Genomic DNA, 24571 nt, shown 5'->3' with positions numbered 1-24571 from the left:
TGCGGATATTAAAGTTTTCCCAGAATCACAGCAAATTGATTTTGGCCAGTTAATGATCACAGAATTGAATCAAGGGAAAGAATTTAAAAAAGATTTTCAAGTTCAAGCAGTGAAAAGAGGTTGTCTTGATAACTTCTCGATGAATATCAATTTTGAAACAACCGATCCATTAAATGGCGAATATGCGATTGATTTGAAAAATGGAACCAATTTGACAATTATGGATGATAAAAGTAATCAGATAAAATTCAATTACTTCCAATTTTTCGGCAGTTTACCGCAAGGAAGCACATCAGTAACGCGTGATTATAGTGCAACCATTAAAAAGGCGGGAACGGTGAAAACGGGAGGATTTAACGCCTCAACCATTGTTCGAATTAACTATTATTGATGTTAGTTATGCATTGATGTGAGTGATAATAAAAGAGCGGGTTTTTGGCCTGCTCTTTTACTATGTAACTGTATGACTATGTAACATAATCATACAGGCTAACGAAAGTTAGCGCATTCCATTGCGCTAGAGTGGCAAATATTACTTAACGCATTTACTGCAAGTCTCATTTTGGACTTGTTCAAAGAAGTTATTGCCCTTGTCATCAACGAGAATGAATGCTGGCAGCCCTTCAACTTCCATTTTCCAAATTGCTTCCATGCCTAATTCTGGGTACTCAAGGCAATTTAAGCTTTTCACATATTCTTGCGCCAGTATTGCTGCTGAACCACCAATACTACCTAAGTAGAAACCGCCGTGTTTCTTACATGCATCGGTTACCGCTTGAGTTCGGTTGCCTTTCGCCAACATTATCATGCTACCACCGTGGGATTGGAACAGGTCAACGTAGGGGTCCATTCGGTTACCCGTTGTTGGGCCTAAAGAACCAGAAACCATATCTTCCGGTTTTTTGGCTGGCCCTGCGTAATAGACCATGTGGTCTTTAAAGTATTGTGGTAATTCTTCGCCGTTATCTAAACGTTCTTTAAGCTTGGTATGCGCAATATCTCGAGCGATGATCAGTGGGCCACTGAGGGAAACACGGGTCGATACAGGGTGTTTACTTAGCTCAGCCAAAATATCTTTCATTGGACGGTTGAGGTCGATATGCACCACTTTTCCTTCAGCTTGGTGACGCATAGATTCAGGAATGTATTGGGCTGGGTTATGCTCCATTTTTTCAAGCCATAAACCGCTTTTGGTGATTTTAGCTTTAATATTTCGGTCAGCCGAGCAAGAAATGGCTAAACCGATTGGGCAAGAGGCGCCATGACGAGGTAAACGAATAACACGCACATCGTGAGCAAAATATTTACCACCAAATTGGGCGCCAAAGCCAAGATGACGTGACGCTTCTAATAACTCATTTTCTAGCTCAATATCACGGAAAGCTCGGCCATATTCATTACCCGTGGTTGGCAGATTGTCGTAGTATTTCGCTGAGGCGAGTTTGGCTGTTTTCAGTGTTGTTTCCGCAGAGGTGCCACCGATAACGAAAGCAATATGATAAGGTGGACAAGCTGTTGTTCCTAAATTTCTCATTTTTTCAATTAAGAAATTTTTTAACTTAGCTGGTGTTAAGGTTGCTTTTGTTTCTTGATAAAGTGCTGATTTATTTGCAGAACCGCCGCCTTTATTGACAAACAGGAAGTGATACTCATCACCTGTGGTCGCAAAAATGTCAAACTGTGCTGGCAGGTTTGTACCTGTATTGACTTCATTAAACATATCTAGCGGTGCATTTTGCGAAAAACGCAGGTTTTCGTGTTGGAAGACGTTGTAAATCCCTCGTGACAGGTACTCTTCGTCATCACAGTCTGTCCAAACTTGTTGGCCTTTTTTCCCAACAACCGCAACGGTGCCGGTATCTTGGCAGTTTGGCAAAATACCTTTTGCAGAAATTTCAGCATTGCGAAGTAATTGCAATGCCACATATTTGTCGTTTTCGCTGGCTTCTGGGTCTTGTAAGATAGCAGCGACTTGTTTTTGGTGCGCAGCCCTTAAAAAAAACTGGGATTCATAAATTGCATGTTCCGCAAGGAGGGTTAATGCTTCAGGTTCAATCTTTAAAATTTGCTTGCCTGCAAATTGTTCTACAGAAACATATTTATCAGAGACTTGGAAATACTCGGTTTTATCCTCAGATAATGGATAAGGTTCTTGGTAAAAAAACGCTTTATTGGCCATTTTGCTCACTCACATATTAATTTCAGTGGAATTTCCAAAAATAATCACCCGTAGGTTTATGCTTATTCTTTAATTAGTTTAACTCGAAAGATACAAAGTAAAATTTATAGGTGTAATAATGAAACAAAAATTACAAAATAAGTCACTAAAAGTTACAGTTTAGCTTGAAATTATATCAATTTGATTATTATATTCAAAGGGATGCAAAGGATAATATGATGTTGGTTAAATTTATTGAGATAAAAAACAAGGATTAATAAAAATTAGATTTAAATCACATAATAATATTATTAACTGCGACTTTAATTATTTGTTATAGATGTTGCCAGTTATTAGCTTTTTTCATGTGTAATCAAGATATATATCTAGCAGATATAATTATCATAAAAACTTGAATTAAAGCTTATATCATTCAATATATGAATTAAAAATTTAAAATTAATAAAAACTATTAATTCCATAATTATTATTATTTTTATTATGAATCATTTTAACTCTATGAATTTCATTGAATTTAACTTAAGTTTTGCCTTCCGATTTTTCATGTAAATCTATAGATATAGACAGACTGATTCTATAGATCGCTATGTCGCTTATTTTTCTAAAAAATCTGTTTTATTTATTGATAATTCATAATGAAAGGCAAACGAAGTTGTGAAAATGGCTTTCAATTTGCAAAAACAGTGTTTATCATGCATGCCTTATGAAGTTTAAATGGCGCTACTGGTTTTGGGCTTTGCTGGGGAAAATTAGTTACTCATGTTACTTAAGTCGACAGAGTAAACCTCCGACAAGCTTATACAGTCTTTAACGGTGGCGGTTCTATCTGCATTATTCCTAGGGATAGAGTGTATAATAAATGACTGAGACAACCTCTCTGACACCACTCATTGAATTAAAATCTTTAAGTAAAGGTTTTGATGGCAAACAAATTATTTCTGAGCTTGACTTAACCATTCAGAACGGTGAGTTTTTGACCATTCTGGGGCCTTCTGGTTGCGGTAAAACGACGGTTTTACGTCTTATTGCTGGGCTGGAAGATGTCGATGATGGTCAAATTATTCTTGATAGTCAAGATATTACGGATATTCCAGCGGAAAACCGCTTTGTAAATACCGTATTCCAAAGCTACGCTTTATTTCCTCATATGACAGTCTTCGACAACGTGGCATTTGGCCTACGCATGCAAAAAACGCCTGCGGCTGAAATCCAAAAACGTGTCGATCAAGCCTTACGTATGGTGCAGCTAGAAGATTTTGCTGAGCGTAGACCCAACCAACTGTCTGGTGGTCAACAACAGCGTGTGGCGATAGCCCGTGCGGTAGTGAATCGCCCGAAAGTCCTATTACTGGATGAATCATTGTCTGCGCTTGATTACAAACTGCGCAAACAAATGCAAAATGAGCTAAAAGCGCTTCAACGAAAACTGGGGATCACGTTTATTTTTGTGACTCACGATCAAGAAGAAGCCTTAGCCATGTCTGATCGAATCATTGTGATGCGTGAAGGGAAAATTGAGCAAGACGGAACACCTCGTGAAATCTATGAGGAACCAAAAAACCTGTTTGTTGCTCAATTTATTGGTGAAATTAATATTTTTGATGCGAAAGTATTGTATCGCATTGATGATAAACGTATTCGTGCCAATGTTGAAGGCCACGAATGCGATATTTTTACCGAGCTCTCTGTCAAAGAAGGGCAGCACGTTAGTGTGTTATTACGTCCCGAAGACTTACGTGTTGAAGAGGTGAATGATGCAGATAACTATCCGGGGCTGATTGGCTACGTTCGTGAGCGTAACTATAAAGGCATGACGTTAGATTCAGTGGTTGAAATGGAAGATGGCAAAATTGTCATGGTAAGCGAATTCTTCAATGAAGATGACCCCGATGTCGACCACTCCCTTAACCAAAAAGTTGCTGTAACTTGGGTTGAAAGTTGGGAGGTAGTTCTGGATGATCATTCGTAAGCATAAAATTTTGCAGAACGTTATTATCACCGGGGTGGTCGCCTGGCTGCTGCTGTTCGTCTTTTTGCCTAATATTATGATTATTGGCACTAGCTTTTTGACGCGCAGTGACACCAACTTAGTTGACTTAGTTTTTACATGGGATAACTACATTCGCTTGTCTGACCCGATGTATGCAGAGGTCATGTTGCACTCGCTCAATATGGCGGTGATAGCAACCTTTTTCTGTTTGGTTATCGGCTATCCATTTGCCTTTATATTGGCAAGGTTACCGAAACGGATACAACCGTTGATGCTATTTTTGTTAATTGTGCCATTTTGGACCAATTCATTGATTCGTATTTACGGGTTAAAAGTTTTTCTTAGTACCAAAGGGTACTTAAATGACTTTTTACTGTGGGTTGGTGTTATCGATAAACCATTGAAAATTATGTATACACCTGAGGCCGTAATATTAGGCCTTATCTATATATTGTTGCCGTTTATGGTGATGCCACTGTATTCAAGTATTGAAAAGTTGGATAAGTCATATATAGAAGCTGCAAAGGATCTCGGAGCGAATAAATTTCAACGGTTCGTGAAAATCATCATTCCTTTAACGATGCCAGGAATTATTGCAGGTTGCTTGCTGGTTTTATTACCTGCAATGGGGCTGTTCTATGTGGCGGATTTAATGGGTGGTGCGAAAAATCTACTGATTGGTAACGTGATTAAGAGCCAGTTCTTAAATATTCGAGATTGGCCATTCGGGGCAGCAACAAGCATTTTCCTCACGGCGATGATGGGATTATTGCTGTATGTGTATTACCGAGCAGCTAAGCTTCTGAATAAAAAGGCATATGAAGAATGATCGGACGTACTCTGCGTGGTGGCTTTATGGCCATCATCTACGCTTATCTTTATATTCCAATCATCATTTTGATTGTTAATTCCTTTAATGAATCGCGTTTTGGTATTCAGTGGCAAGGGTTTTCGACCAAATGGTATGAGCTACTAAGTAATAACGATAGCTTATTAGAAGCCGCAGGGCATTCATTAACCATGGCAGTTTTATCGGCGACCTTCGCAACAGCCATTGGTACACTAACGGCTGTCGCATTATTTCGTTATCGTTTTAGAGGGAAACCATTCGTCGGTGGTATGTTATTTGTGGTAATGATGTCCCCTGATATCGTTATGGCGATTTCATTATTGGTTCTATTTATGATCCTTGGGGTCTCGTTAGGTTTTTGGTCATTGCTTTTTTCCCATATTACATTCTGTTTACCCTTTGTGGTGGTGACGGTGTATGCAAGGTTAAAGGATTTTGATGTAAAAATGCTAGAAGCGGCACGTGACCTTGGTGCGGGTGAGTTTACTATTTTAAGAAAAATCATTTTGCCATTAGCGCTACCCGCGGTTGTGGCAGGATGGTTACTGAGCTTTACATTGTCGATGGACGATGTGGTGGTTTCGTCATTTGTCACGGGGCCAAGCTATGAAATTTTGCCACTGAAAATATATTCAATGGTAAAAGTTGGGGTTTCCCCAGAAGTAAATGCTTTGGCGACAGTGTTGTTGATTATGTCCTTGCTACTTGTTTGTTTAAGTCAATGGGTGATGCGGGATAAATACTCGAAAAAAGCGAGATCATAAACGATTGGTAGCGCTGGTTTTTCTATAACAGCGCCTTTTTGATGCCATGCGGCGAGAGGGTGGGCTTCATTTAGCCTATAAGATATATGCCCTAAATAACTCAAGTGGTTACTTGATGTATATAGGGATAAAAAACACTTTGTTGAGGGAAACTCAGTAATGAAAAAATGGTCCTACCTACTGGCAGCAGGGTTAATGGCTGCAAGTATTGGCACGGCAACTGCCGCTGACGATAACAAAGACGTACTGTATTTCTATAACTGGACAGAATATGTTCCCCCCGGTTTATTAGAGCAATTCACCAAAGAAACTGGCATCAAGGTGATTTACTCCACCTATGAATCAAACGAAAGTATGTATACCAAGTTAAAGACCTATAAAGAAGGGGCTTATGACTTGGTGGTACCTTCGACTTATTTTATTGCCAAAATGAGTAAAGAAGGGATGCTACAAAAAATTGATCAAAGCAAACTGACCAATTTTAAAAATCTTGATCCAAACTTAATTCATAAAGAATTCGACCCGAATAATGATTATTCTGTACCTTATATTTGGGGAGCTACGGGGATTGGTATTAACGGTGAAGCGGTTGACCCACAATCTATCACCTCATGGGCAGATTTTTGGAAGCCTGAATATAAAAATAGCCTGCTGATGATGGATGATGCACGGGAAGTTTTCCAAGTCGCGCTCACCAAATTAGGCTATTCAGGTAATACTACTGACCCGAAACAAATTGAAGAAGCTTATAAAGAGCTACAAAAACTACGTCCAAATATTTTAGCCTTTAACTCTGACAACCCAGCGACACCATTTATTGAAGGTGAAGTGGATGTCGGTATGTTATGGAATGGCTCTGCGTTCGTTGCACGGCAAGCAGGCTTACCAATTGAAGTGGTATGGCCAAAAGAAGGCGGAATTTTTTGGATGGATAGCTTAGCGATTCCCGCCAATGCAAAAAATGTGGAAGGGGCTCATAAGCTAATTAATTTCTTATTGCGTCCAGAAATTGCGGCTCAAGTGGCTGAATCTATTGGTTACCCAACACCAAATTTAGCCGCTAAAAAATTATTACCTGCTGAGATTGCCAATGACCCATCACTTTATCCAAGTGAAGAAGTTCTGCAAAAAGGCGAATGGCAAAGCGACGTGGGGAATACCAATATCCTGTATGAAGAGTATTTCCAAAAGCTCAAAGCAGGGCGTTAATTGCTGTTTTAGTAGTAAGCCAAATAGTGTTTGAAGATAAAACAAAGGCATCACAATCGTGATGCCTTGAGGTTGTTGACAAAGCGCGATAAAAGCGTGGTTTTTCCCGCTTTGTGTTATCAGCTGAAAATCAATAAATTGATTTTCCTAATTTATTTTCAAAACCTATTAGACTTACTGCCAAACATAATAGGTTTGGCAGCAGTCTGAAAGCATCACAATCGTGATGCTTTTTTAAAGGCTAATGTTTGGCATTATGGCCAACAAATTTCACAAAGGTATCTACCCACGGTTGTAGGAAATCTTTACTTTTTGGTGAGATGTTACCTTGTTCATCGACCATACCGTCATACCATTTTAGGAAACACTCAGGCTGGTTCATGGTCGGCATATTTAAAAATGCCAGGCTGTTGCGTAAGTGCTGTTGGGCAATTGCTGTGCTGATATTACCAATAGAAACACCTAAAACGCCTGCTGGAATACCATCCCACGAGTTATCTCCCCATGGACGAGAACCTTGGTCTATTGCATTTTTCAATACGCCAGGCATTGAACGGTTATATTCAGGGGTGGCAAAAATAATGCCATCACAAGCTTTAATTTGAGATTTAAAATTGGCCACAACTGAGGGCACATTTTGGTCTGCATCTTGGTTGTAGAGAGGTAGTTCACCAATATTGATAAAGTTAAACGTGAAATTCGCGGGGAATAATTTAGTTATGGCTTTAGCGACAACTAAATTGTAAGAATCAGCACGTAAGCTACCAACAATAACGCCAATATTGTATTGATTTGACATGATAAAACCTCTTTCACGGATAGTTAATTAGGAATATTGCAAACCGATATTACTTCTTCAGAATTTTATTTCGTTGTTATCATTAAACATCATAATCTGAATGTGTGCAAAACTAAGTTAAATTAATTAAGTCAATGGGCATCAAAAAAAATTGATATTTTAAAATTAACTATGGGGATACAACAGCTCATAATTCGATATTGTGAGTCCTCTTCCACTATTTAGATTTACCCATGAACAAATCAGGGTTACTTGATTTTAGTCAAAATGAAACATACCGACTGGTCGGTATCATTCATCGCATGAACAAATCCGCGCAGCATAGAAAAAAAGACCCAATCAAGCTTCAAGTGGAGCTACTGAAAGCTGCTCGTATTATTGCGGGTAGAGAAGGGATTTCTTCGTTATCTCTCAATGCAGTAGCAAGAGAAGCGGGTGTCAGTAAAGGTGGATTGATGCACCATTTTCCCTCGAAGCAAGAGCTTATTCATGCCCTTTTCCTTCAATTGCTGGAAATTATGGATGAGCGGATAAATATCATTATGGAGAATGACCAAAACACTTATGGCCGCTTTTCTCGTGCGTATTTGCATTACATCGGTGAGTTAAAAGAGTCAGATGAAAGTTTTCAACTTGCCTTACTGTCCTTAGCGATGCCAACTGAGCCTGTATTACGCCAGTGTTGGCGAGATTGGGTAGCCAACCATTTAGCGAAGGGCGATGAGTTTGATAACAGTTATTTAGGGGCGTTAGTACGTTATGCGGCTGATGGGTTATGGCTTTCGTCATTGACTGAGGGAGAAACATTATCACAGCAAGAACGTGATGCGATTGTTAGTCGGCTAACGGCAATATCATTTGAAAAAATTCCATAAGTAAAAACAGTACATAAGTAAAAATAGTAATAATAACGGTAGTGCAATTTTATTCATAAAATAAGCACATGAGGCGACAGTGAAATATAAAATCAATGCTTTCATTCTATATGATGCAGTTGATGGCACTTTATCTTTAAAAGAAGATGAGGTGGATACACAGCTGTCGATAACTGCCAATGCATTATTATTTTATTTTATTCAACACAGAGGCGTTGTTTCTCGAGATGAGGTATTAAAAGCGGTATGGGATGATAATGGATTAGTTTCATCGAACAGTAATTTAAACCAATACCTAAGTATATTAAGAAAAGCATTTCGCCCATATGGTATTGAAAATATTATTGTGACAGTTGCTCGTGGGCGATTAGAATTTAATTCCGATGTTTCCCTTGAATTAATTGATGATATTAAAATTCCTCAAACTGAATTAATAACTAGCTTAAGTGAAATAGAAGCAGCAGCGGTTGTTTTATCTCCAATTCCCAAACCCATTTCTGTCCCTAAAGATCCCCAAAGAATAGAATCAACATTGACGCCAGAAAAAAAAGAAATTTGTTGGTATCTCGCTAGTGGTGCTTTTTTATTGTGTTCTGTTTTACTCGCGACGATGGCTTATTTATCAAACCAACCGTCAGTGCCGATTAACATGACGGTACTTGAGCATACTAATTGTGATGTGTTATCGAATGAAAAAATGATCAATAACACCGTAGCACTAAACTATGTACAAAACTTTGATAAAGTAAGAGATAACTTAAATCTAGAATGTGTTGAGAAAGAACGATTTGTTTTTTTCTATGGCGATAAACTGCAAACAAATGGACTGGGGCGAGTGTTCCTAGCGCATTGCGCAGTCAATGAAGACAATCCCTTTAGCTATTGCGATAATTACTTTTACTATTCTTGGAAACCATCATGAAGATATCAGGAAAAGTATTATGCTTACTGAGCTTTTTACTATTTATTATTGTAGTGATTTACACTCAATCGGTTTTATTTTCAAATAAACAAGATGGTTTAATGGTGTGTTCCACGAAAGGCATCATGCGTTTTGAAAACATGAAAGATGAAAACGTTAATGGCAATATTCACTTCAATTTTGGCGCGAATGGAAAAGGATCAATTGTAGTAGAAGGTTATACCGACTCCAAAGCGGGATGGTTGTATTTACAACGCTATGTGAAATTTAACTATACGACAAAGCGCATTTCGCCTACTGAACGACACTATAATATTAGCCAATGGGAAGCGAGTGCTTCTTCTATTGATGAATCTCCCGATGTAATATTTGATTACTTTATGCGAGAAATATCAGATAGCCATGACGGTTTGTTTCTGAATGCGCAAAAGCTCAATGACAAAGCCTTATTACTAAGCTCAATCAATTCCCCTCTTTATATTTGTACACTCAAGCCGGGCAGTAAGTTTGATTAATCGCAGGATGATTAAAAGGCGAGACGAGGTATTTTATTGATCCCTTCCTGAGTTATCTAGGCTATTTACCTTCCTCCATGAACTTAAATTATTGTGACACGATACAGCTTTAGCCGCCTTGTATATTTGCACGATACATCAAATTGTACTACGACTGACGGCGCTAATTTACTCTTGTCACCTAGATGTGTGTTACATTTTTTACCGTCATTAGCCCAACCGCATTTATGTGCTTTATTCTGATATCCTGCAACAGAGAATCAACTATTCTATCAACAACGGCTTAGCAAAGCTTATAAGCAGGTGAGCCGCCCCACAGTTATTACTCTCTAAATTACCCCCACTTATCAGCTCGATAATATCTTGTTAACAATTCCATTGATTAACATCAATTCTGTTTTTTATCCATTTTCACTCTCCAGATAGATACGTGAATTTTTATTTTTTTTAGCATGGTTATATGAATCGACTACTAAATTACTCTAATTTTCAGAGTAAAAAACTAATTATAATGAATGCGTGGATTTATATTTTGTTTTTATTTTTCAGCTCTATAGTGAGTTTGAAGCCAAAGGCTGCGTTCAATAAATCACCGCGCAGACACCATTGGCGTAAATGATTACCCAGATTCTTCAAGGGACATGTACTCGGACACATCAACTTGAAGCATCAGCGGTAAAGAAAAACAAAGAAGGCTTTTCGGAGGAAACAACAATGGGTGATGCATTAGGTCTTATTGAAACTAAAGGTCTGGTGGCTTGTATTGAAGCGGCGGATGCCATGTGCAAAGCGGCGAATGTTGAGCTAATTGGCTATGAAAATGTCGGTTCAGGCCTCGTGACTGCGATGGTCAAAGGCGATGTGGGTGCAGTCAAAGCGGCTGTCGATTCAGGCGTTGAGTCAGCTCAACGTGTTGGCGAAGTCGTGACTTCACTGGTCATTGCGCGTCCACACAACGATATCAACAAAATCGTTATTAAACATAAGGCATAACTTTTTCCGGAGGAAAAAACATGGGTGACGCATTAGGTCTTATTGAAACTCAAGGGTTAGTGGCTTGTATTGAAGCTGCGGACTCGATGTGCAAAGCCGCAAACGTTGTGCTGATTGGTTATGAAAATGTTGGGTCAGGTTTAGTTACCGCCATGGTCAAGGGCGATGTGGGCGCAGTGAAAGCTGCCGTAGATTCAGGTGTTGAATCTGCCTCTCGCGTTGGCACCGTCGTGACATCTTTGGTTATCGCACGTCCTCATAACGATATCCAAAAAATCGTCTCCCAGTATAAAGTCACGGAATAAAACAGGAAATTACTTATGAAAGAAGCACTTGGTCTAATTGAAACCAAAGGTTTAGTGGCGTGTATTGAAGCTGCTGATGCCATGTGTAAAGCCGCGAATGTTGAGCTAATTGGTTATGAAAATGTGGGTTCAGGGCTAGTAACAGCAATGGTTAAAGGTGATGTCGGTGCCGTTAACGCTGCTGTTGAGTCTGGTGTTGAGGCGGCAAAACGTATCGGAACTGTGGTGACTTCACGTGTTATTGCAAGACCACACAACGATATTGGCAAAATTGCACAGCAACACAAAGCCTAAGTTGTTGGCTGATTAGTAAATAAAACCACAAGTTAATGAGTTAATTTTTGACTCCGATACGGGGGAAGACATGGTTGCATTAGATAAAGATCTGCAATCCAGACAACTAGCAAGAGAGCTGGTTAGAAACGCGAAACAAGCACAGAAAGAATTTGCGACATTTTCGCAGGAAAAAATCGACAGTATTGTTAAGCACATCGCGATTGAGTCGGCACTTCATGCAGAAGAGCTGGCAAAAATGGCCAATGAAGAAACAGGGTTCGGTAAGTGGCAAGATAAAGTCCTGAAGAACACTTTTGCTTCAATACGTGTTTATGAACACATTAAAGATCTCAAAACCGTTGGCATCATTAATGATGACAAAATCAACAAAGTTATGGATGTGGGTGTCCCTCTTGGTGTGATTACGGCGTTAGTACCTTCTACTAACCCAACATCTACCATCATCTACAAAACGTTGATTGCCTTGAAGGCAGGTAATGCCATTGTCTTTTCCCCTCACCCAAATGCGAAAGCCTGTAGTTTTCGTACATTAGAAATTGTCAAAAAAGCCGCATTAGAAGCAGGGGCACCAGCGGGTATTGTGGATGGCGTCACGATGTTGACTCTTGAAGCAACGAAAGAACTGATGCACAGCAAAGACGTTTCTTTAATTTTGGCAACGGGAGGTGAAGGCATGGTACGCGCAGCTTACGCATCCGGTACACCAACCATTAGTGGCGGTCCAGGTAATGGCCCTGCATTTATTGAACGTAGCGCCAATATCAAACAAGCGGTGAGTGACATCATCACCAGTAAAACTTTTGATAACGGTGTCATTTGCGCTTCAGAACAATCCATCATTGTAGAACGTTGCATTTACAACGAAGTTCATCGTGAACTGCTCGCTCAAGGCGCTTACTTCATGAATGAAGACGAAGCGAAACGCATGGCATCCATGCTGCTAAGAGCGAATGGCACTATCAACCCAGAAGTGGTGGGTAAAGATGCCATCACATTAAGCCAGCGTGCAGGTTTCACTGTTCCAGCTAATACGCGTGTATTGATTGCTCTGCAAGACACGGTATCACCGAAAAACCCATACTCCCGGGAAAAATTATGCCCAATTTTAGGGATGTATATCGAGGAAGACTGGCAGTCAGCTTGTCACCGTGTAGTTGACTTACTGACCAATGAAGGTCTCGGCCATACTTTGGTTATTCACACACAAAACGAAGATGTTATTCGTCAATTTTCTCTGGAAAAACCCGTTAATCGCATTTTGATTAATACACCGGCTGCATTGGGTGGGATCGGCGCAACGACCAATATCACGCCAGCGTTAACACTGGGTTGTGGCGCAGTAGGTGGTGGCTCTAGCTCCGATAACGTCGGCCCGATGAACTTGCTGAACATCCGTAAAGTCGGTTATGGCGTACGTTCCATTGATGATTTAAGACAGCCCGCCCAGTCTTGTACTTCTACCCAGCCAGCGGTATCAGCAGCTGGCAATCAACCGCAAGTCAGCATTTTTGATGATAACCGCTTCCGTAACCCTGTTGCAGCGACAACGTCAGCGGTGACTGCTAACCCAACAGGCGACGACCGATTTGGCAGTACGGCAACGACGGCTGCGATTGCTGAGGCAGTGGTTTCTCAAGGTGATATTACTGAAGAAAATGTTGAGCAAATCATCAAGGCCGTTCTCGGACGCCTAAATAAGTAACTTATTGGAATAAGGCGGTATAAACCATGATCCTCGCAAAGGTAGTTGGACATGTTGTTGCAACGCAGAAATGCCAAGAACTTAGCGGCAGTAACTTATTGATGGTAACCAAGCTAGGGGATGACCTTGAACCGTTGAAAAACAAAACGTATGTGGCAGTCGACAGTGTTGGCGCAGGTATTAACGACATTGTTTTAGCTGAAGCTTACTTCGCTTTGAATAAAGACAATTACAAAGCCATGTCAGTGGTTGCCATTGTTGAGAAGGTTTATACCAAGGAGTAAAAACAGCATGAACCAGTTTTTGATTAAACCTAAAGTTCAATTCGGTGCGAATGCATTGGACTTTATCTCACACATGAGTGCTCACCATGCCTTTATCGTCACTGACAAAGCGATGGTGAAGTTTGGCTTAGCCGATGAAGTCACTCGCAGGTTAACCCAAAGTGGCATCACATTTTCAATTTACGATGATGTTAAGCCAGATCCTGATATTTCAGCCATTGTTAACGGTATGAAAATCATGGATATGCAATATCCAGATGTGGTGATTGCACTCGGTGGTGGGTCGGTTATTGATGCTGCGAAAGCTGTTATTTACTCCCTCTGGCACACAAAAAAAGACGTCAGCCGCGTTAAACCACAGTTTATTGCCATCCCAACTACCAGTGGGACGGGCTCAGAAGTGACGTCGTTTTCAGTGATCAAATCCCAGTCTGAAAAACTGGTTTTGGTTGATGAGTTCATGCTGCCAGATGTGGCTATCTTAGACCCTGCACTGGTGAAGTCAGTACCCGCTTCTATTACGGCAGACACAGGTATGGACGTGCTATGCCACGCGCTAGAAGCCTATGTTTCTCGCACTGCATCTGACTTTTCTGATGCCTTAGCTGAAAAAGCGGTGCAATTAGTGTTCGGCCATTTAATTGACTGCTATCGCGATGGTAGCAACTTAGTGGCTCGCGAAAAAATGCATAACGCGTCATGTATTGCGGGAATGGCTTTTACCAATGCCTCATTGGGAATAACGCATAGCTTAGCCCATGCATTAGGCGGCGTATTCCATATTCCTCATGGCCGTGCCAATGCGTTGTTGATGGCGCAAGTCGTGGCTTTCAATGCGGATTTAGAAGGGCGATGCGATAACGAAGCTGCAAAACGTTATGCCCATCTCGCAAAAAATTTAAGTTTACCTGCCTCAACAATACGTGAAGGTGTTGAAAGCCTAATTGTGGCAATCAACGTATTGAAAGATGAAATGAATATGCCAAAAGGCATTCAAGCAACCGGCACTAATGAATTCGATTTTAACGCCCGTTTAGGGGAAATGGTTGGGCAAGCACTGCGCGATAGTTGCACTCCGACCAATCCACGGGATGTGAGCAAGGTGCAACTGGAAGTGCTGTATAGACAGTCTTTTTAACAGTTAACGCTTTTATGTGATGAACAACAAACTAGAAAGAACATCAGGATAGGCTAACATGAATAAATATGCTTTGACCCCACGCGTAAAAATGCTGGCTGAACGCTTAAGTGCCCGCAACAGCTCAATTATTACTGAACGTGCCAATATTTTAGAAGCGCTTGGCAACCAACTGTCTGGCGCACCGCAGGCGATTAAACCTGCCCAACGTTTTTATGAATTTATCCGTCATTTTCCGGCATTTATTGCTCAAGATGAGCTGATTATTGGTAGCCAATCATCGACCCCTCGCGGAGCGATTTTTCATACTGAAAATGAAATCAATAGCCACAGTATTTATACCTTTTTAGCTGGCGATAGCACCATCGATGCGCCAGATTACTTAGCGGTATTAAACATCGGCTTTTTAGCTATCAAAGCACAGTTAGAGAACAAAGTTAGAAACATTGGTAGTGCGGTCAGTCGCAATAGTATTGATGAGGCAAATAACTGCCGTTCGGCAATTTACGCATGTGATGCGGCCATTCATTTTGCACAAGCTTTAGCTTCTAAAGCAGAGAGCATGGCAGCGGCAGAATCTAATCAATACCGTCGTGCAGAATTACAAGAAAGTGCAGCGATTTTACGCAATGTACCGGCAAAACCGGCGCAAACTTTTAAAGAAGCGTGCCAAGCTTTCTACTTACTTCAATTAATCCTGCATTTAGAAAATGGTAGCTATGCCGTTAACCCAATGGGATTCGATAAAGCGGTCTATCCATTCTACCAACGTGATATTGAACAAGGCCGTTTGACCCAAGCACAAGCTTATGAAATTGTAGAAAGTTTATGGTTGAAACTGGCTGAACTCTCTGAAGTTCGCTCAACCAAGCAAGTTGATGGCTACCCAATGTTTGATGCATTGAAAGACGGCATTTATCTGAATGACCCACGCGTATGCCTTAACGAATTATCAGCCATGATGTTATCCGCACATGAAAACATCAGCGCTATCAATAATGGATTGAAAGTCCGTTTATATTGTGGAAAAAATAGCGTTCAGCCGCAATATGCAGCACCAAATGCCAGCTATGTTGCGCCGGCAGCTCAAGCTGAAACTGAATTCAAAGTCATGGAAGGTTTAACGCCTCGCTTACAGCGCTTGCGTAACCGTTACTTAGAAGCGCGTCCAAGCGTGTCTATCTACCGCGCACTCGCTTTTACTGAAGTTGTCAAAAATAACCCAGGTTTACCGCCAATTTTATTGCGTGCGAAAGCATTCCGCCGTGCTTGTGAAACTGCACCAATCTTAATTCAACCTGAAGAGCTGATTGTGGGGCATCCATGTGGTAAAGCCCGCGCAGGTGCATTCTCACCGGATATCGCATGGCGCTGGGTAGTCGAAGAACTCGATACAATGAGCACACGTCCACAAGATCCGTTTGTTATCTCTGAAGAAGATAAAAAAGTGATCCGCGAGGAAATCGCTCCATTCTGGGAAGGCCGTTCACTGGATGAAATTTGTGAAGCTCAATACCGTGAAGCGGGAGTCTGGGAATTCAGTGGTGAAACTTTCGTCAGTGACTTGTCTTATCACCAAATCAATGGCGGTGGGGATACTTGCCCCGGTTATGACGTGTTGTTATTCACCAAAGGAATGAATGGCATCAAAGCAGATGCTCAGGCGAAACTGGCTGAATTAAGCATGGAAAACCCTGATGATATTGATCGCATTTATTTCTATAAAGCGTCAATTGAAACCTGTGAAGGGGTGATTGCGTATTCACACCGCATTGCTGCCCATGCTCGCGAATTAGCGGTGCTGGAGTCAGACCAAAAACGCCGTGAAGAATTGCTGACTATCGCACAAGTCAACGAAAACGTGCCAGCGAATCCGCCGGTGACGTTACAAGAAGCATTACAAAGCATTTGGACAGTTGAGTCACTGTTTGAAATCGAAGAAAACCAAACTGGCCTTTCTTTGGGACGTCTTGACCAATATTGCTTACCAATGTACGAAAACGACATCAAAACAGGCCGCTTAACCCAAGACCAAGCATTAGAAATGATGCAGGCATTTATTATCAAATGTGCGGAATTAATGTGGATGTCGAGTGAATTAGGCGCGAAATATTTCGCAGGTTATCAGCCATTTATCAACTTAACAGTGGGTGGACAAAAACGTTCAGGTGGCGATGCATGTAACGACTTAACCTACTTAATTATGGATGCGGTTCGCTTTGTTAAAGTGTATCAGCCATCTCTGGCTTGCCGTATTCATAACCAATCACCACAGAAATACATGGAAAAAATCGTTGATGTGGTGAAAGCCGGTATGGGCTTCCCTGCCTGTCACTTCGATGATTCCCACATCAAAATGATGCTGCGTAAAGGTTTTGACTTTGAAGATGCGCGTGATTACTGCTTGATGGGCTGTGTAGAGCCACAGAAATCTGGCCGTATTTATCAATGGACTTCAACGGGTTACACCCAATGGCCAATTGCGATTGAATTCGTATTAAACCGTGGCCGCATGGTGTTATTCGATAGCTATCAAGGTTTAGATACCGGTGACTTACGTGAGCTAAAAACATTCGAAGACTTTGATAATGCTGTGAAAGCGCAGATAGCTCATATTGTTCGCTTATCCGCTATCGGTACCGTCATCAGCCAACGTGTTCACCGTGATGTGGCACCAAAACCATTAATGTCCTTGCTGGTGGAAGGCTGTATGGAAAAAGGCAAGGACGTTGCGGCAGGTGGGGCGATGATCAACCACGGCCCAGGGCTGATTTTCTCTGGTCTGGCGACCTATGTTGACTCGATTGTCGCTATTCGCAAATTGGTTTACGAAGATGGCCGCTACACACTTGAGCAAATTCGTGATGGCTTATTAGCAAACTTTGAAGGCTACGACGAACTACGCCGTGACTGCTTAAATGCACCTAAATTTGGTAACGATGATGACTACGTTGACCAATATGCGCTGGATATTACGGAGTGGACAGAGCGTGAGTGCCGTAAGTACGACATGTTGTATTCAACACTGAGCCACGGAACCTTATCCATCTCTAACAACACGCCGATTGGTGAGTTAACCGCCGCGAGTGCCAATGGTCGCTTGGCTTGGATGCCGTTATCAGATGGTATCAGCCCGACACAAGGTGCGGATAAACAAGGTCCAACTGCCATCATTAAATCAATCAGTAAAATGAATGTTGAAACGATGAACATTGGCATGGTGCATAACTTTAAGTTCTTAAAAGGCTTATTGGACACACCAGAAGGTCGTCACGGTTTAATCACCTTGTTGAGAACCGCGTCTATCTTAGGCAATGGCCAAATGCAGTTCAGCTATGTCGATAACGAAATGCTGAAAAAAGCCCAGCAAGAGCCTGAAAAATATCGTGATTTAATCGTTCGTGTTGCAGGTTACAGTGCCTACTTCGTCGAACTTTGTAAAGAGGTTCAAGATGAAATTATTAGCCGTACTGTGATTGAGAAGTTCTAAATCAACGCTGGCAGGTATGGCTTCATACCTGCCATGTCATACCGGCTATTTAATAACAACAATAATAAATTTTGAACTGATTTTAGAGGTGCAATGATGAGCGCGGCAGAAATTAAAGGTCGGATATTTAATATCCAAAAATACTCGATTTATGATGGCGACGGTATTCGGACGCTGATTTTCTTAAAAGGGTGCAATATTCGTTGCCCTTGGTGTGCTAACCCTGAAGGGTTAAGCAGCCAGTTCCAAGTGATGTTTTCCCACGATAAATGCGTCAATTGTGGGAAATGTGTTGATGTCTGCCCTACAGGGATCCACTACAAAACCATTAATGACCAAGGTGAACAAATTCACCGTGTGAATCGCAGCATTGACTGCATTGGTTGTCGTAAATGCGAAGAGGTGTGTATTGGTGGTGCGTTAGACATCATGGGGAAAGATGTCACGGTAGCTGAAATGATGGACATCATTATGCAAGATTATGATTTTTATATTTCTTCTGGTGGTGGCGTAACAATCGGTGGTGGCGAAATGAGCCTACAAACCGATTTTGCCGTCGCGCTGCTGCGGGAGTGTAAAAAAATGATGATCAATACGGCGATAGAAACCCAAGGGACGACATCATTAGAAAATTATGAAAAGTTATCTGAAGTTGTCGACCTGTTCCTCTATGACATTAAGCACATTGATACTGTTCAGCATAAAAACCTATTCGGCATTGGTAATGAAAATGTTCGCCGCAACCTCGAAAGACTGGTTGATCTCGGCGCGAACGTCGTCGTCAGAATGCCACTCGTTCGTGGTTATAACGACTCCTTTGATGCCATCACGGGGGCGATTCACTATGCGATGGAATTGTCCAAACGCGGCAATGTAAAACGCATCGATATTCTGCCTTATCACCAGTTGGGGCGTGGTAAATACGACAAGCTGGATATGATTTATCCCGTTAAGCAAGACCCAACCTATAGTGCAGAAGAATTAGACCAACTTGAAGCATTCTTCAAACAATTTGATTTCGATATTCGACTGGTTCGTCACTAAGTAGGAGAGACAGATGAAAAGTTTAGGCGTAATTGAAACTCGGGGACTGACATCCGCTATACAGGCTGCAGATGCGGCATGCAAAGCAGCCAGCGTAGAAATTGTAGGTTATCGAAAAATAGGTTCTGGACTGGTATCCGTTTGTTTTCAAGGGGAAATCAGTGCGGTTCGTACTGCGGTTGACCACGGCATTGAGGTCATCGCGAATAGCCAACTATTAGTCGGCTCATTAGTCATTGCTCGCCCAGAAGAAAGTGTTATCAGCAAACTGCTTACCGTGAAAAGCAAAAAAGGCGAATTAGAGAAAAGTATTCAGCCGGAAGTGAAAGCCGAAAAACTAGTGGAAAAAGTGGTCGTTGAAACTAAAACGGAAGCACCAGTGGCTGAAGTCAAAACCGACATCAATGCGAAAGATGTCAAAAATGACCTGCGTAAAGGGAAAAAATCATGATGAATGAGCAATTGATGGGGAAAATACTGGCTCGGCTTTCAGCTTACACACCAGCACAAGCAGGTGTCGCTAACATTGCTATCCCTGTCGGAATATCTAACCGCCATGTTCATCTTTCACAGCAGGACGTTGAAGCCTTGTTTGGCCAAGGTTATCAGCTAACGCCATTCAAAGATTTAAAACAGCCGGGGCAATTTGCTGCGAAAGAATGCGTCATGGTGGTGGGGCCAAAAGGGTCGATTAGCAAAGTCAGAGTATTGGGACCCGTTCGCCCAAAAACGCAGCTCGAAGTGTCTAAGGCCGACTGCTTTGCCCTTGGTATAAAAGCGCCGGTAAGAGAGTCTGGTGACATGGCAGGTTCAGGCAATGCTTTACTGATTGGCCCCGCAGGGCATGTCAATCTTGAATCACAAGTCATTTGTGCTCAGCGCCATATTCATATGAGTGTGATGGATGCGAGAGCCTTAAATGTGGTGAATGGGCAAAAAGTGAATATCCGTACAGAAGGTGAGCGTCGCTTGGTGTTCGATGAGGTTGTCGTGAGGGTTGATGAGCGATTTTCCCTTGAGTTTCATATCGATACTGATGAGGCGAATGCTGCGGGATTACGTAATAACGATAGCGTATTCATCGCGGGTTAAGGGATGGTGGCAAAATGAACGAAAAACTGATTGAACAAATTGTGCAGCAAGTTTTACGTCAGTTAAAGCGACAAGTTTTGGTTGTGCTATCGCCAGTTGAGGGGTACCAGCAAGCCATTTACCAAAGGCTGGCACAGCTAGAGTCTGTGGCTTTTTCCTTTTATGCCACCGCATCCATGCTTCAGTCTTCCCAAGTTGAAAAATGGGCTGAACTGGGAAGTGTTATAAATAAACACACCTTATCAATAAATGGGTTAAGTCATTATGACAGCCTGTTTTTACCTTTTATTGATGCAAAAGTAGTTGGTGAGATAGCCAATGGTTTGTTTGCCAGTGAAGAAAGTGAATTAGTCTTGTGTGCCTTATCACAAAACATGCCTATATTGGCATTGAAATACCATTGCTGCCCTGAAAGTGAATTAAGTCAGGTTTTAGGTTTAAATAAAAATGAAAATTATAATCGTCTGATTAAAGAAAATATTAGTAAGGCTATCAAGTTAGGTATTCATTTCGATTCATTAAATGAAATAGAAAAGAAAATATCAACGAATGAACTTTCTGAATGTTTAAAACCTGAAATAAATAATGAACACCCAAGTCGCTATATTACTTTAAAAGAAGTAATGAATAACCCTAGGGGGTACTGTGCGAATGAAAATAAATTAACGGATTCAGCAATCGATTATTTAAAGTCTCTTAAAAAATAAAGCTATTTAATCAAATTAAAAATTAATTTTAATCTTTCTATTTATCGTAGGAGTATTATCTATGTCCCCTAAAGCAAAGTCATGGCTTTGGATGCTGGCGGTTATTATTTCTGAAACCTCAGCCACATCGACCTTAAAAATGTTTGATAACAGTGAAGGCATGACCAAATCATTATTATTGGCATTAATCGTTGTGTTGTATGTTATTTGTTATTACTCACTCTCTCGCGCAGTAAAATATATTCCAGTTGGTTTAGCTTATGCTACATGGTCAGGTACAGGAATTTTAATGGTTTCTACGCTGGGCATGTTGTTTTATGGTCAACATCCAGATACTGCGGCCATAATTGGAATGGTGGTGATTGCAAGTGGTATTGTGATCATGAATCTATTCTCCAAGATGGGCTCAGATGACCCAGAAGAAACAGAATCATCGAAAGATGAAACTGAGTCTTCATTAATATCCGCAAAAAATAACACTGCTCATTAAATCAACGCTAAGGGGAATATTATGTTTACTGGATTTTTATGGTTAGCGCTTTCTATTGGCTCTGAAATAACGGGCACCTCAATGATTAAAAAGACTAATAGCTTTAGCAAATTAGGTCCATCGGTATTAGTTATTATTGCTTATTGTTTATGCTATTTTGCCTTAACTCGTGCAATGGGTTATATCCCCGTCGGTGTGGCGTATTCACTGTGGTGTGGGTTTGGTATTGTCGGTGTAACTTTAGTTTCTATGATTTTATATAAACAAAAACCGGATTTTCCAGCGGTATTTGCGATGGGATTAATTATCTCTGGTGGGATCATTATGAATACATTTTCAACAATGTAATTAACAAGAAATTTTTATTTCAACCTATTTCCTGTCTTGTATCTTTTGCCCTCAATTTCTAATGAGGGCTATTTTTTGCCTATCTTCCTAACCCGTGGTGGTCTGGCTACATAAAATGACGTTCTGGCGATAAAATGCAAAATCTGTTGTATGTTAACTTATTACACATAAGTGATTTAATTCAGGAATAGATTTATGAAAATTATTGAATGGGACGATTTTACCCGTGTTGAAATGCGTGTGGGTACCATTGTTAGTGCACAAATTAACAGTAAAGCCAAAAAACCAGCTTATGTGATGGAAGTCGACCTAGGTGAATTGGGTATCAAGTGCTCAAGCGCACAGATCACCGTCAATTATACGCCAGAAGATTTGATTGGTAAGCAGGTGTTATGCGTGTGCAATTTTGAGGTTAAGCGAATCGCGGGGATCAAATCTGAAGTATTAATTACCGGGGCTCCCGATGAAACAGGGGCAATTGTCCTTGCAGAGTTTAACTTACCTTTGCCGAATGGTGCGCTTCTAGCCTAATGACTACATGGATTGATTTTATAGCGATAACCCACTAAAATATTTGTGTTAATAATTAACACAAAGGTGATCCTATGGCTCGTACCACAAGTGTGACAATCGGAGCGCAATTAGATGAATTTGTAAATCAACTGATTTCGTCTGGAAGGTATGGCTCTACAAGTGAAGTCGTTCGCTCCGCACTGCGTTTACTTGAAGCTCAAGAAAAACAAACGGCAGCATTAAAGATGCTAATTGATGCCGGTGAAAAAAGCGGTGAATCATCATTAACACTCCACGATATCGCCAAGAAAGTGAAGAATGCACATAATGTATAAACTTTCTAACTTAGCCGCTAAAGATTTTGAAGGAATATTTGAATATACTTTAATCAATTTTGGTGTCAGGAAAGCGGATGAGTATACAAAAAGTTTACATTGCGTATTAGAAATGCTTAGCTCCAATCCTTTGATAGGACTGGAGTGTGCGGAAATTTCAGTGGGAATTAGACGTTATAATCATTCTAAGCATGTCATTTTTTATCGACATAGAACCAACGATATCTTTGTTATGCGTGTTCTTCACCAGCAAATGGAACCGCTGAAATACTTCTATTTTGATGAATTTACTAAATAGGCTGGTCACTTCTTCTATAGCTATATTGCTGCCAATAGCCCTATACTCTTACTATTCATTGACTGTGGGAGTATAACCCTTTGCGATTACCTGAGCTTCATTTTCGCCAATATTCGAACGAAGTCATTTCTCATCAACATGATGGGCAGTGGCAAGTTATTCTGTCGTTATCTGGGCAAATGGAAATCAATATGTATCGCCAGCATTTTTTACTCAATGCAGGCAAGGGGATGGTGATCCCGCCAAGTGTTAATCACGCTTTTAGTGGACAGGTAGGCAATCAAAATTATGTATTAGAAATGCCAGCCACAGCACAATGGGCATTAAGTGAAAAAATGACGGAATTTACTCTGACACCTGCCGCAGTCGGTCTTTTGAATTGGCTGCAAAGTTTTCCACAAGCTCCCGAACATAATTTTACTGTTGCCCGTTTGTTATTGGCCCAGTTAAAACCTGAAAAAAAATGGATTGATGAAGTTTCTCAATGGGTGGAGCTGCGTTTACATCATCCTATTAGTTGTGAAGATATGGCGACCGCTTTTTGTATGTCAGTGAGTACGCTTCAACGAAAAATAAAGGCAGAAGCACAATTAACTGCGATGCAATTTTTATTACAAAAACGTATGGAAGCGGCAGGGAGCTTGTTATTAACCAACACATCAATAGAACAAATTGCATTAGCAGTGGGTTATGACTCACATTCCTCATTTAGTCACGCATTTCGCCAATTTTATGGCAAAACGCCGAATGAATATCGTTTGCAGAGTGTTAATTTAGAGTAGCTATTTATTCTAAATTTTATTTTACGGTAAAAATTAGCTGCCTTGCCAGCAGCCAACTTTGATTTGATCGTCACTTAAAGCATTCGGATCCCTTCAAACGGATTCCAATTATCCAATCCTTTGGTTTCTTTAATATAATAAGCATAGTTAGCAATCATTGCCCACATTGCGGACATACCGACAGATACCCCGGTATAAACTGCATTTGGGATAGTTCCACCAATCATAAAATCAATAATATTCAAAACCAGACCAACCCCAATAGTGATACCAAGCATCACTAACCCTTTTTTCCAAAGTCCTAAAATCAGGAAATAAATAATACCGAAGAAGAAAGCAAAAATGTTCATGTTAATGAGAATACGCTCACCGAAAGAGGCGGCTTTTAACGCTGCTTTGAATTCAGGTGTATTAGGTGCACCATACTTATCAAAGAAATCAAAACGTTTTTGCCATTTACTAGAATATTGTTTCTGTTCCATCTTTATCCCTTGTCTATTAATAATAAAGTCGAGGTTGATAATACTGAGATGTTCACATAAATATAGGGGGAAATAGTCTTAATATGATTATTGCGGAGCTTTCTTAAAAAAGTGTTAAGAAACTATAGAAAATGGCAAATTACTCGTATATTTACTCGGTTACTATTT

28 protein-coding genes are annotated in these 24571 nt (G+C 40.8%); 25 read left to right on the top strand and 3 right to left on the bottom strand.

Going from position 1 to position 24571, the window contains the following annotated elements; translation table 11 throughout:
- The coding region (locus ACU696_RS19915; RefSeq protein WP_447343215.1) for a fimbrial protein at nucleotides 1–391 on the top strand (391 nt) is incomplete at its 5' end.
- Nucleotides 392–532: 141 nt separating this feature from the next.
- Here the strand turns inward: ACU696_RS19915 and ACU696_RS19910 are convergent.
- Nucleotides 533–2179 (bottom strand): fumarate hydratase, encoded by a 1647-nt coding sequence (locus ACU696_RS19910; RefSeq protein ID WP_109912651.1) that lies wholly within the window; start codon nucleotides 2177–2179, stop codon nucleotides 533–535.
- Nucleotides 2180–3038: 859 nt separating this feature from the next.
- On the opposite strand from ACU696_RS19910, the gene potA reads away from it, so the two are divergent.
- The 4 genes from potA to potD all read left to right on the top strand — a co-directional run bounded on the left by potA (nucleotide 3039) and on the right by potD (nucleotide 6992).
- Complete coding sequence (potA, locus tag ACU696_RS19905; protein ID WP_209101813.1) at nucleotides 3039–4148, top strand: spermidine/putrescine ABC transporter ATP-binding protein PotA; 1110 nt, start codon at nucleotides 3039–3041, stop codon at nucleotides 4146–4148.
- Nucleotides 4135–4998: a spermidine/putrescine ABC transporter permease PotB gene (potB, locus tag ACU696_RS19900; RefSeq protein WP_004907944.1), complete on the top strand. Its 864-nt coding sequence runs from the start codon at nucleotides 4135–4137 to the stop codon at nucleotides 4996–4998. Before potA ends, potB begins: the two co-directional genes overlap by 14 nt.
- On the top strand, nucleotides 4995–5783 hold the full coding sequence (gene potC, locus ACU696_RS19895) for a spermidine/putrescine ABC transporter permease PotC (protein WP_004907946.1): 789 nt from the start codon (nucleotides 4995–4997) through the stop codon (nucleotides 5781–5783). The genes potB and potC overlap by 4 nt, the downstream gene beginning before the upstream one ends.
- Nucleotides 5784–5942: 159 nt before the next feature.
- Nucleotides 5943–6992 (top strand): spermidine/putrescine ABC transporter substrate-binding protein PotD, encoded by a 1050-nt coding sequence (gene potD, locus ACU696_RS19890; RefSeq protein WP_004907947.1) that lies wholly within the window; start codon nucleotides 5943–5945, stop codon nucleotides 6990–6992.
- Nucleotides 6993–7233: 241 nt separating this feature from the next.
- On the opposite strand, the gene ACU696_RS19885 is transcribed toward potD, so the two are convergent.
- The gene (locus tag ACU696_RS19885; RefSeq protein ID WP_109912649.1) at nucleotides 7234–7791 is read right to left on the bottom strand and encodes an NADPH-dependent FMN reductase; all 558 of its coding nucleotides are present in this window, start codon (nucleotides 7789–7791) and stop codon (nucleotides 7234–7236) included.
- A 302-nt stretch (nucleotides 7792–8093) separates the two neighbouring features.
- On the opposite strand from ACU696_RS19885, the gene ACU696_RS19880 reads away from it, so the two are divergent.
- The 20 genes from ACU696_RS19880 to ACU696_RS19785 all read left to right on the top strand — a co-directional run bounded on the left by ACU696_RS19880 (nucleotide 8094) and on the right by ACU696_RS19785 (nucleotide 23921).
- The gene (locus ACU696_RS19880; protein WP_115168321.1) at nucleotides 8094–8666 is read left to right on the top strand and encodes a TetR/AcrR family transcriptional regulator; all 573 of its coding nucleotides are present in this window, start codon (nucleotides 8094–8096) and stop codon (nucleotides 8664–8666) included.
- 79 nt (nucleotides 8667–8745) lie between these two features.
- Nucleotides 8746–9588 carry a transcriptional regulator gene (locus tag ACU696_RS19875; RefSeq protein WP_110731647.1) on the top strand — a complete coding sequence of 281 codons (843 nt, stop codon included), beginning with the start codon at nucleotides 8746–8748 and terminating at the stop codon, nucleotides 9586–9588.
- Nucleotides 9585–10103: a FidL-like protein gene (locus tag ACU696_RS19870; protein WP_447343214.1), complete on the top strand. Its 519-nt coding sequence runs from the start codon at nucleotides 9585–9587 to the stop codon at nucleotides 10101–10103. Before ACU696_RS19875 ends, ACU696_RS19870 begins: the two co-directional genes overlap by 4 nt.
- A 714-nt stretch (nucleotides 10104–10817) precedes the next feature.
- Nucleotides 10818–11096, top strand: a complete 279-nt coding sequence (locus ACU696_RS19865) for a BMC domain-containing protein (protein WP_004249182.1) — start codon at nucleotides 10818–10820, stop codon at nucleotides 11094–11096.
- A 20-nt stretch (nucleotides 11097–11116) separates the two neighbouring features.
- The gene (locus ACU696_RS19860) at nucleotides 11117–11401 is read left to right on the top strand and encodes a BMC domain-containing protein (protein ID WP_004907958.1); all 285 of its coding nucleotides are present in this window, start codon (nucleotides 11117–11119) and stop codon (nucleotides 11399–11401) included.
- A 15-nt stretch (nucleotides 11402–11416) separates the two neighbouring features.
- Nucleotides 11417–11695 carry a BMC domain-containing protein gene (locus ACU696_RS19855; protein ID WP_004259063.1) on the top strand — a complete coding sequence of 93 codons (279 nt, stop codon included), beginning with the start codon at nucleotides 11417–11419 and terminating at the stop codon, nucleotides 11693–11695.
- Between the two features lie 70 nt (nucleotides 11696–11765).
- The gene (locus ACU696_RS19850) at nucleotides 11766–13400 is read left to right on the top strand and encodes an acetaldehyde dehydrogenase (acetylating) (protein ID WP_123382243.1); all 1635 of its coding nucleotides are present in this window, start codon (nucleotides 11766–11768) and stop codon (nucleotides 13398–13400) included.
- A 26-nt stretch (nucleotides 13401–13426) separates the two neighbouring features.
- On the top strand, nucleotides 13427–13684 hold the full coding sequence (locus ACU696_RS19845) for a EutN/CcmL family microcompartment protein (RefSeq protein ID WP_004259057.1): 258 nt from the start codon (nucleotides 13427–13429) through the stop codon (nucleotides 13682–13684).
- Nucleotides 13685–13691: 7 nt separating this feature from the next.
- On the top strand, nucleotides 13692–14822 hold the full coding sequence (locus tag ACU696_RS19840; protein ID WP_110731649.1) for a 1-propanol dehydrogenase PduQ: 1131 nt from the start codon (nucleotides 13692–13694) through the stop codon (nucleotides 14820–14822).
- 58 nt (nucleotides 14823–14880) lie between these two features.
- Nucleotides 14881–18312 carry a choline trimethylamine-lyase gene (cutC, locus tag ACU696_RS19835; RefSeq protein WP_109912645.1) on the top strand — a complete coding sequence of 1144 codons (3432 nt, stop codon included), beginning with the start codon at nucleotides 14881–14883 and terminating at the stop codon, nucleotides 18310–18312.
- Between the two features lie 93 nt (nucleotides 18313–18405).
- Entirely contained in the window at nucleotides 18406–19356 is a 951-nt protein-coding gene (gene cutD / locus ACU696_RS19830) for a choline TMA-lyase-activating enzyme (protein WP_042851506.1), read from the top strand.
- A 13-nt stretch (nucleotides 19357–19369) separates the two neighbouring features.
- Entirely contained in the window at nucleotides 19370–19807 is a 438-nt protein-coding gene (locus tag ACU696_RS19825) for a BMC domain-containing protein (RefSeq protein ID WP_196719644.1), read from the top strand.
- The gene (locus ACU696_RS19820; RefSeq protein ID WP_004907971.1) at nucleotides 19804–20448 is read left to right on the top strand and encodes a phosphate propanoyltransferase; all 645 of its coding nucleotides are present in this window, start codon (nucleotides 19804–19806) and stop codon (nucleotides 20446–20448) included. The genes ACU696_RS19825 and ACU696_RS19820 overlap by 4 nt, the downstream gene beginning before the upstream one ends.
- Nucleotides 20449–20462: 14 nt before the next feature.
- Complete coding sequence (locus ACU696_RS19815) at nucleotides 20463–21155, top strand: hypothetical protein (protein WP_196719645.1); 693 nt, start codon at nucleotides 20463–20465, stop codon at nucleotides 21153–21155.
- 61 nt (nucleotides 21156–21216) lie between these two features.
- Entirely contained in the window at nucleotides 21217–21645 is a 429-nt protein-coding gene (locus ACU696_RS19810) for a DMT family transporter (RefSeq protein WP_004907975.1), read from the top strand.
- Nucleotides 21646–21666: 21 nt separating this feature from the next.
- A complete protein-coding gene (locus ACU696_RS19805; RefSeq protein ID WP_004907976.1) occupies nucleotides 21667–21993 on the top strand; it encodes a DMT family transporter in 327 nt (108 codons plus the stop codon).
- Between the two features lie 195 nt (nucleotides 21994–22188).
- Nucleotides 22189–22524, top strand: coding sequence for a tRNA-binding protein (locus ACU696_RS19800; RefSeq protein WP_196719646.1), 336 nt, complete (start codon nucleotides 22189–22191; stop codon nucleotides 22522–22524).
- Nucleotides 22525–22598: 74 nt separating this feature from the next.
- Nucleotides 22599–22841 carry a type II toxin-antitoxin system ParD family antitoxin gene (locus ACU696_RS19795; RefSeq protein ID WP_004907981.1) on the top strand — a complete coding sequence of 81 codons (243 nt, stop codon included), beginning with the start codon at nucleotides 22599–22601 and terminating at the stop codon, nucleotides 22839–22841.
- Nucleotides 22834–23139, top strand: a complete 306-nt coding sequence (locus ACU696_RS19790) for a type II toxin-antitoxin system RelE/ParE family toxin (protein ID WP_196719647.1) — start codon at nucleotides 22834–22836, stop codon at nucleotides 23137–23139. The genes ACU696_RS19795 and ACU696_RS19790 overlap by 8 nt, the downstream gene beginning before the upstream one ends.
- Before the next feature lie 80 nt (nucleotides 23140–23219).
- A complete protein-coding gene (locus ACU696_RS19785) occupies nucleotides 23220–23921 on the top strand; it encodes a helix-turn-helix domain-containing protein (protein WP_164529186.1) in 702 nt (233 codons plus the stop codon).
- A 74-nt stretch (nucleotides 23922–23995) separates the two neighbouring features.
- On the opposite strand, the gene ACU696_RS19780 is transcribed toward ACU696_RS19785, so the two are convergent.
- A complete protein-coding gene (locus ACU696_RS19780) occupies nucleotides 23996–24403 on the bottom strand; it encodes a DUF2628 domain-containing protein (RefSeq protein ID WP_115167987.1) in 408 nt (135 codons plus the stop codon).
- Nucleotides 24404–24571 lie beyond the last annotated feature (168 nt).

Source organism: Providencia sp. PROV_01, from assembly GCF_053098325.1.
This window is presented reverse-complemented; position numbering and strand designations above follow the sequence as displayed.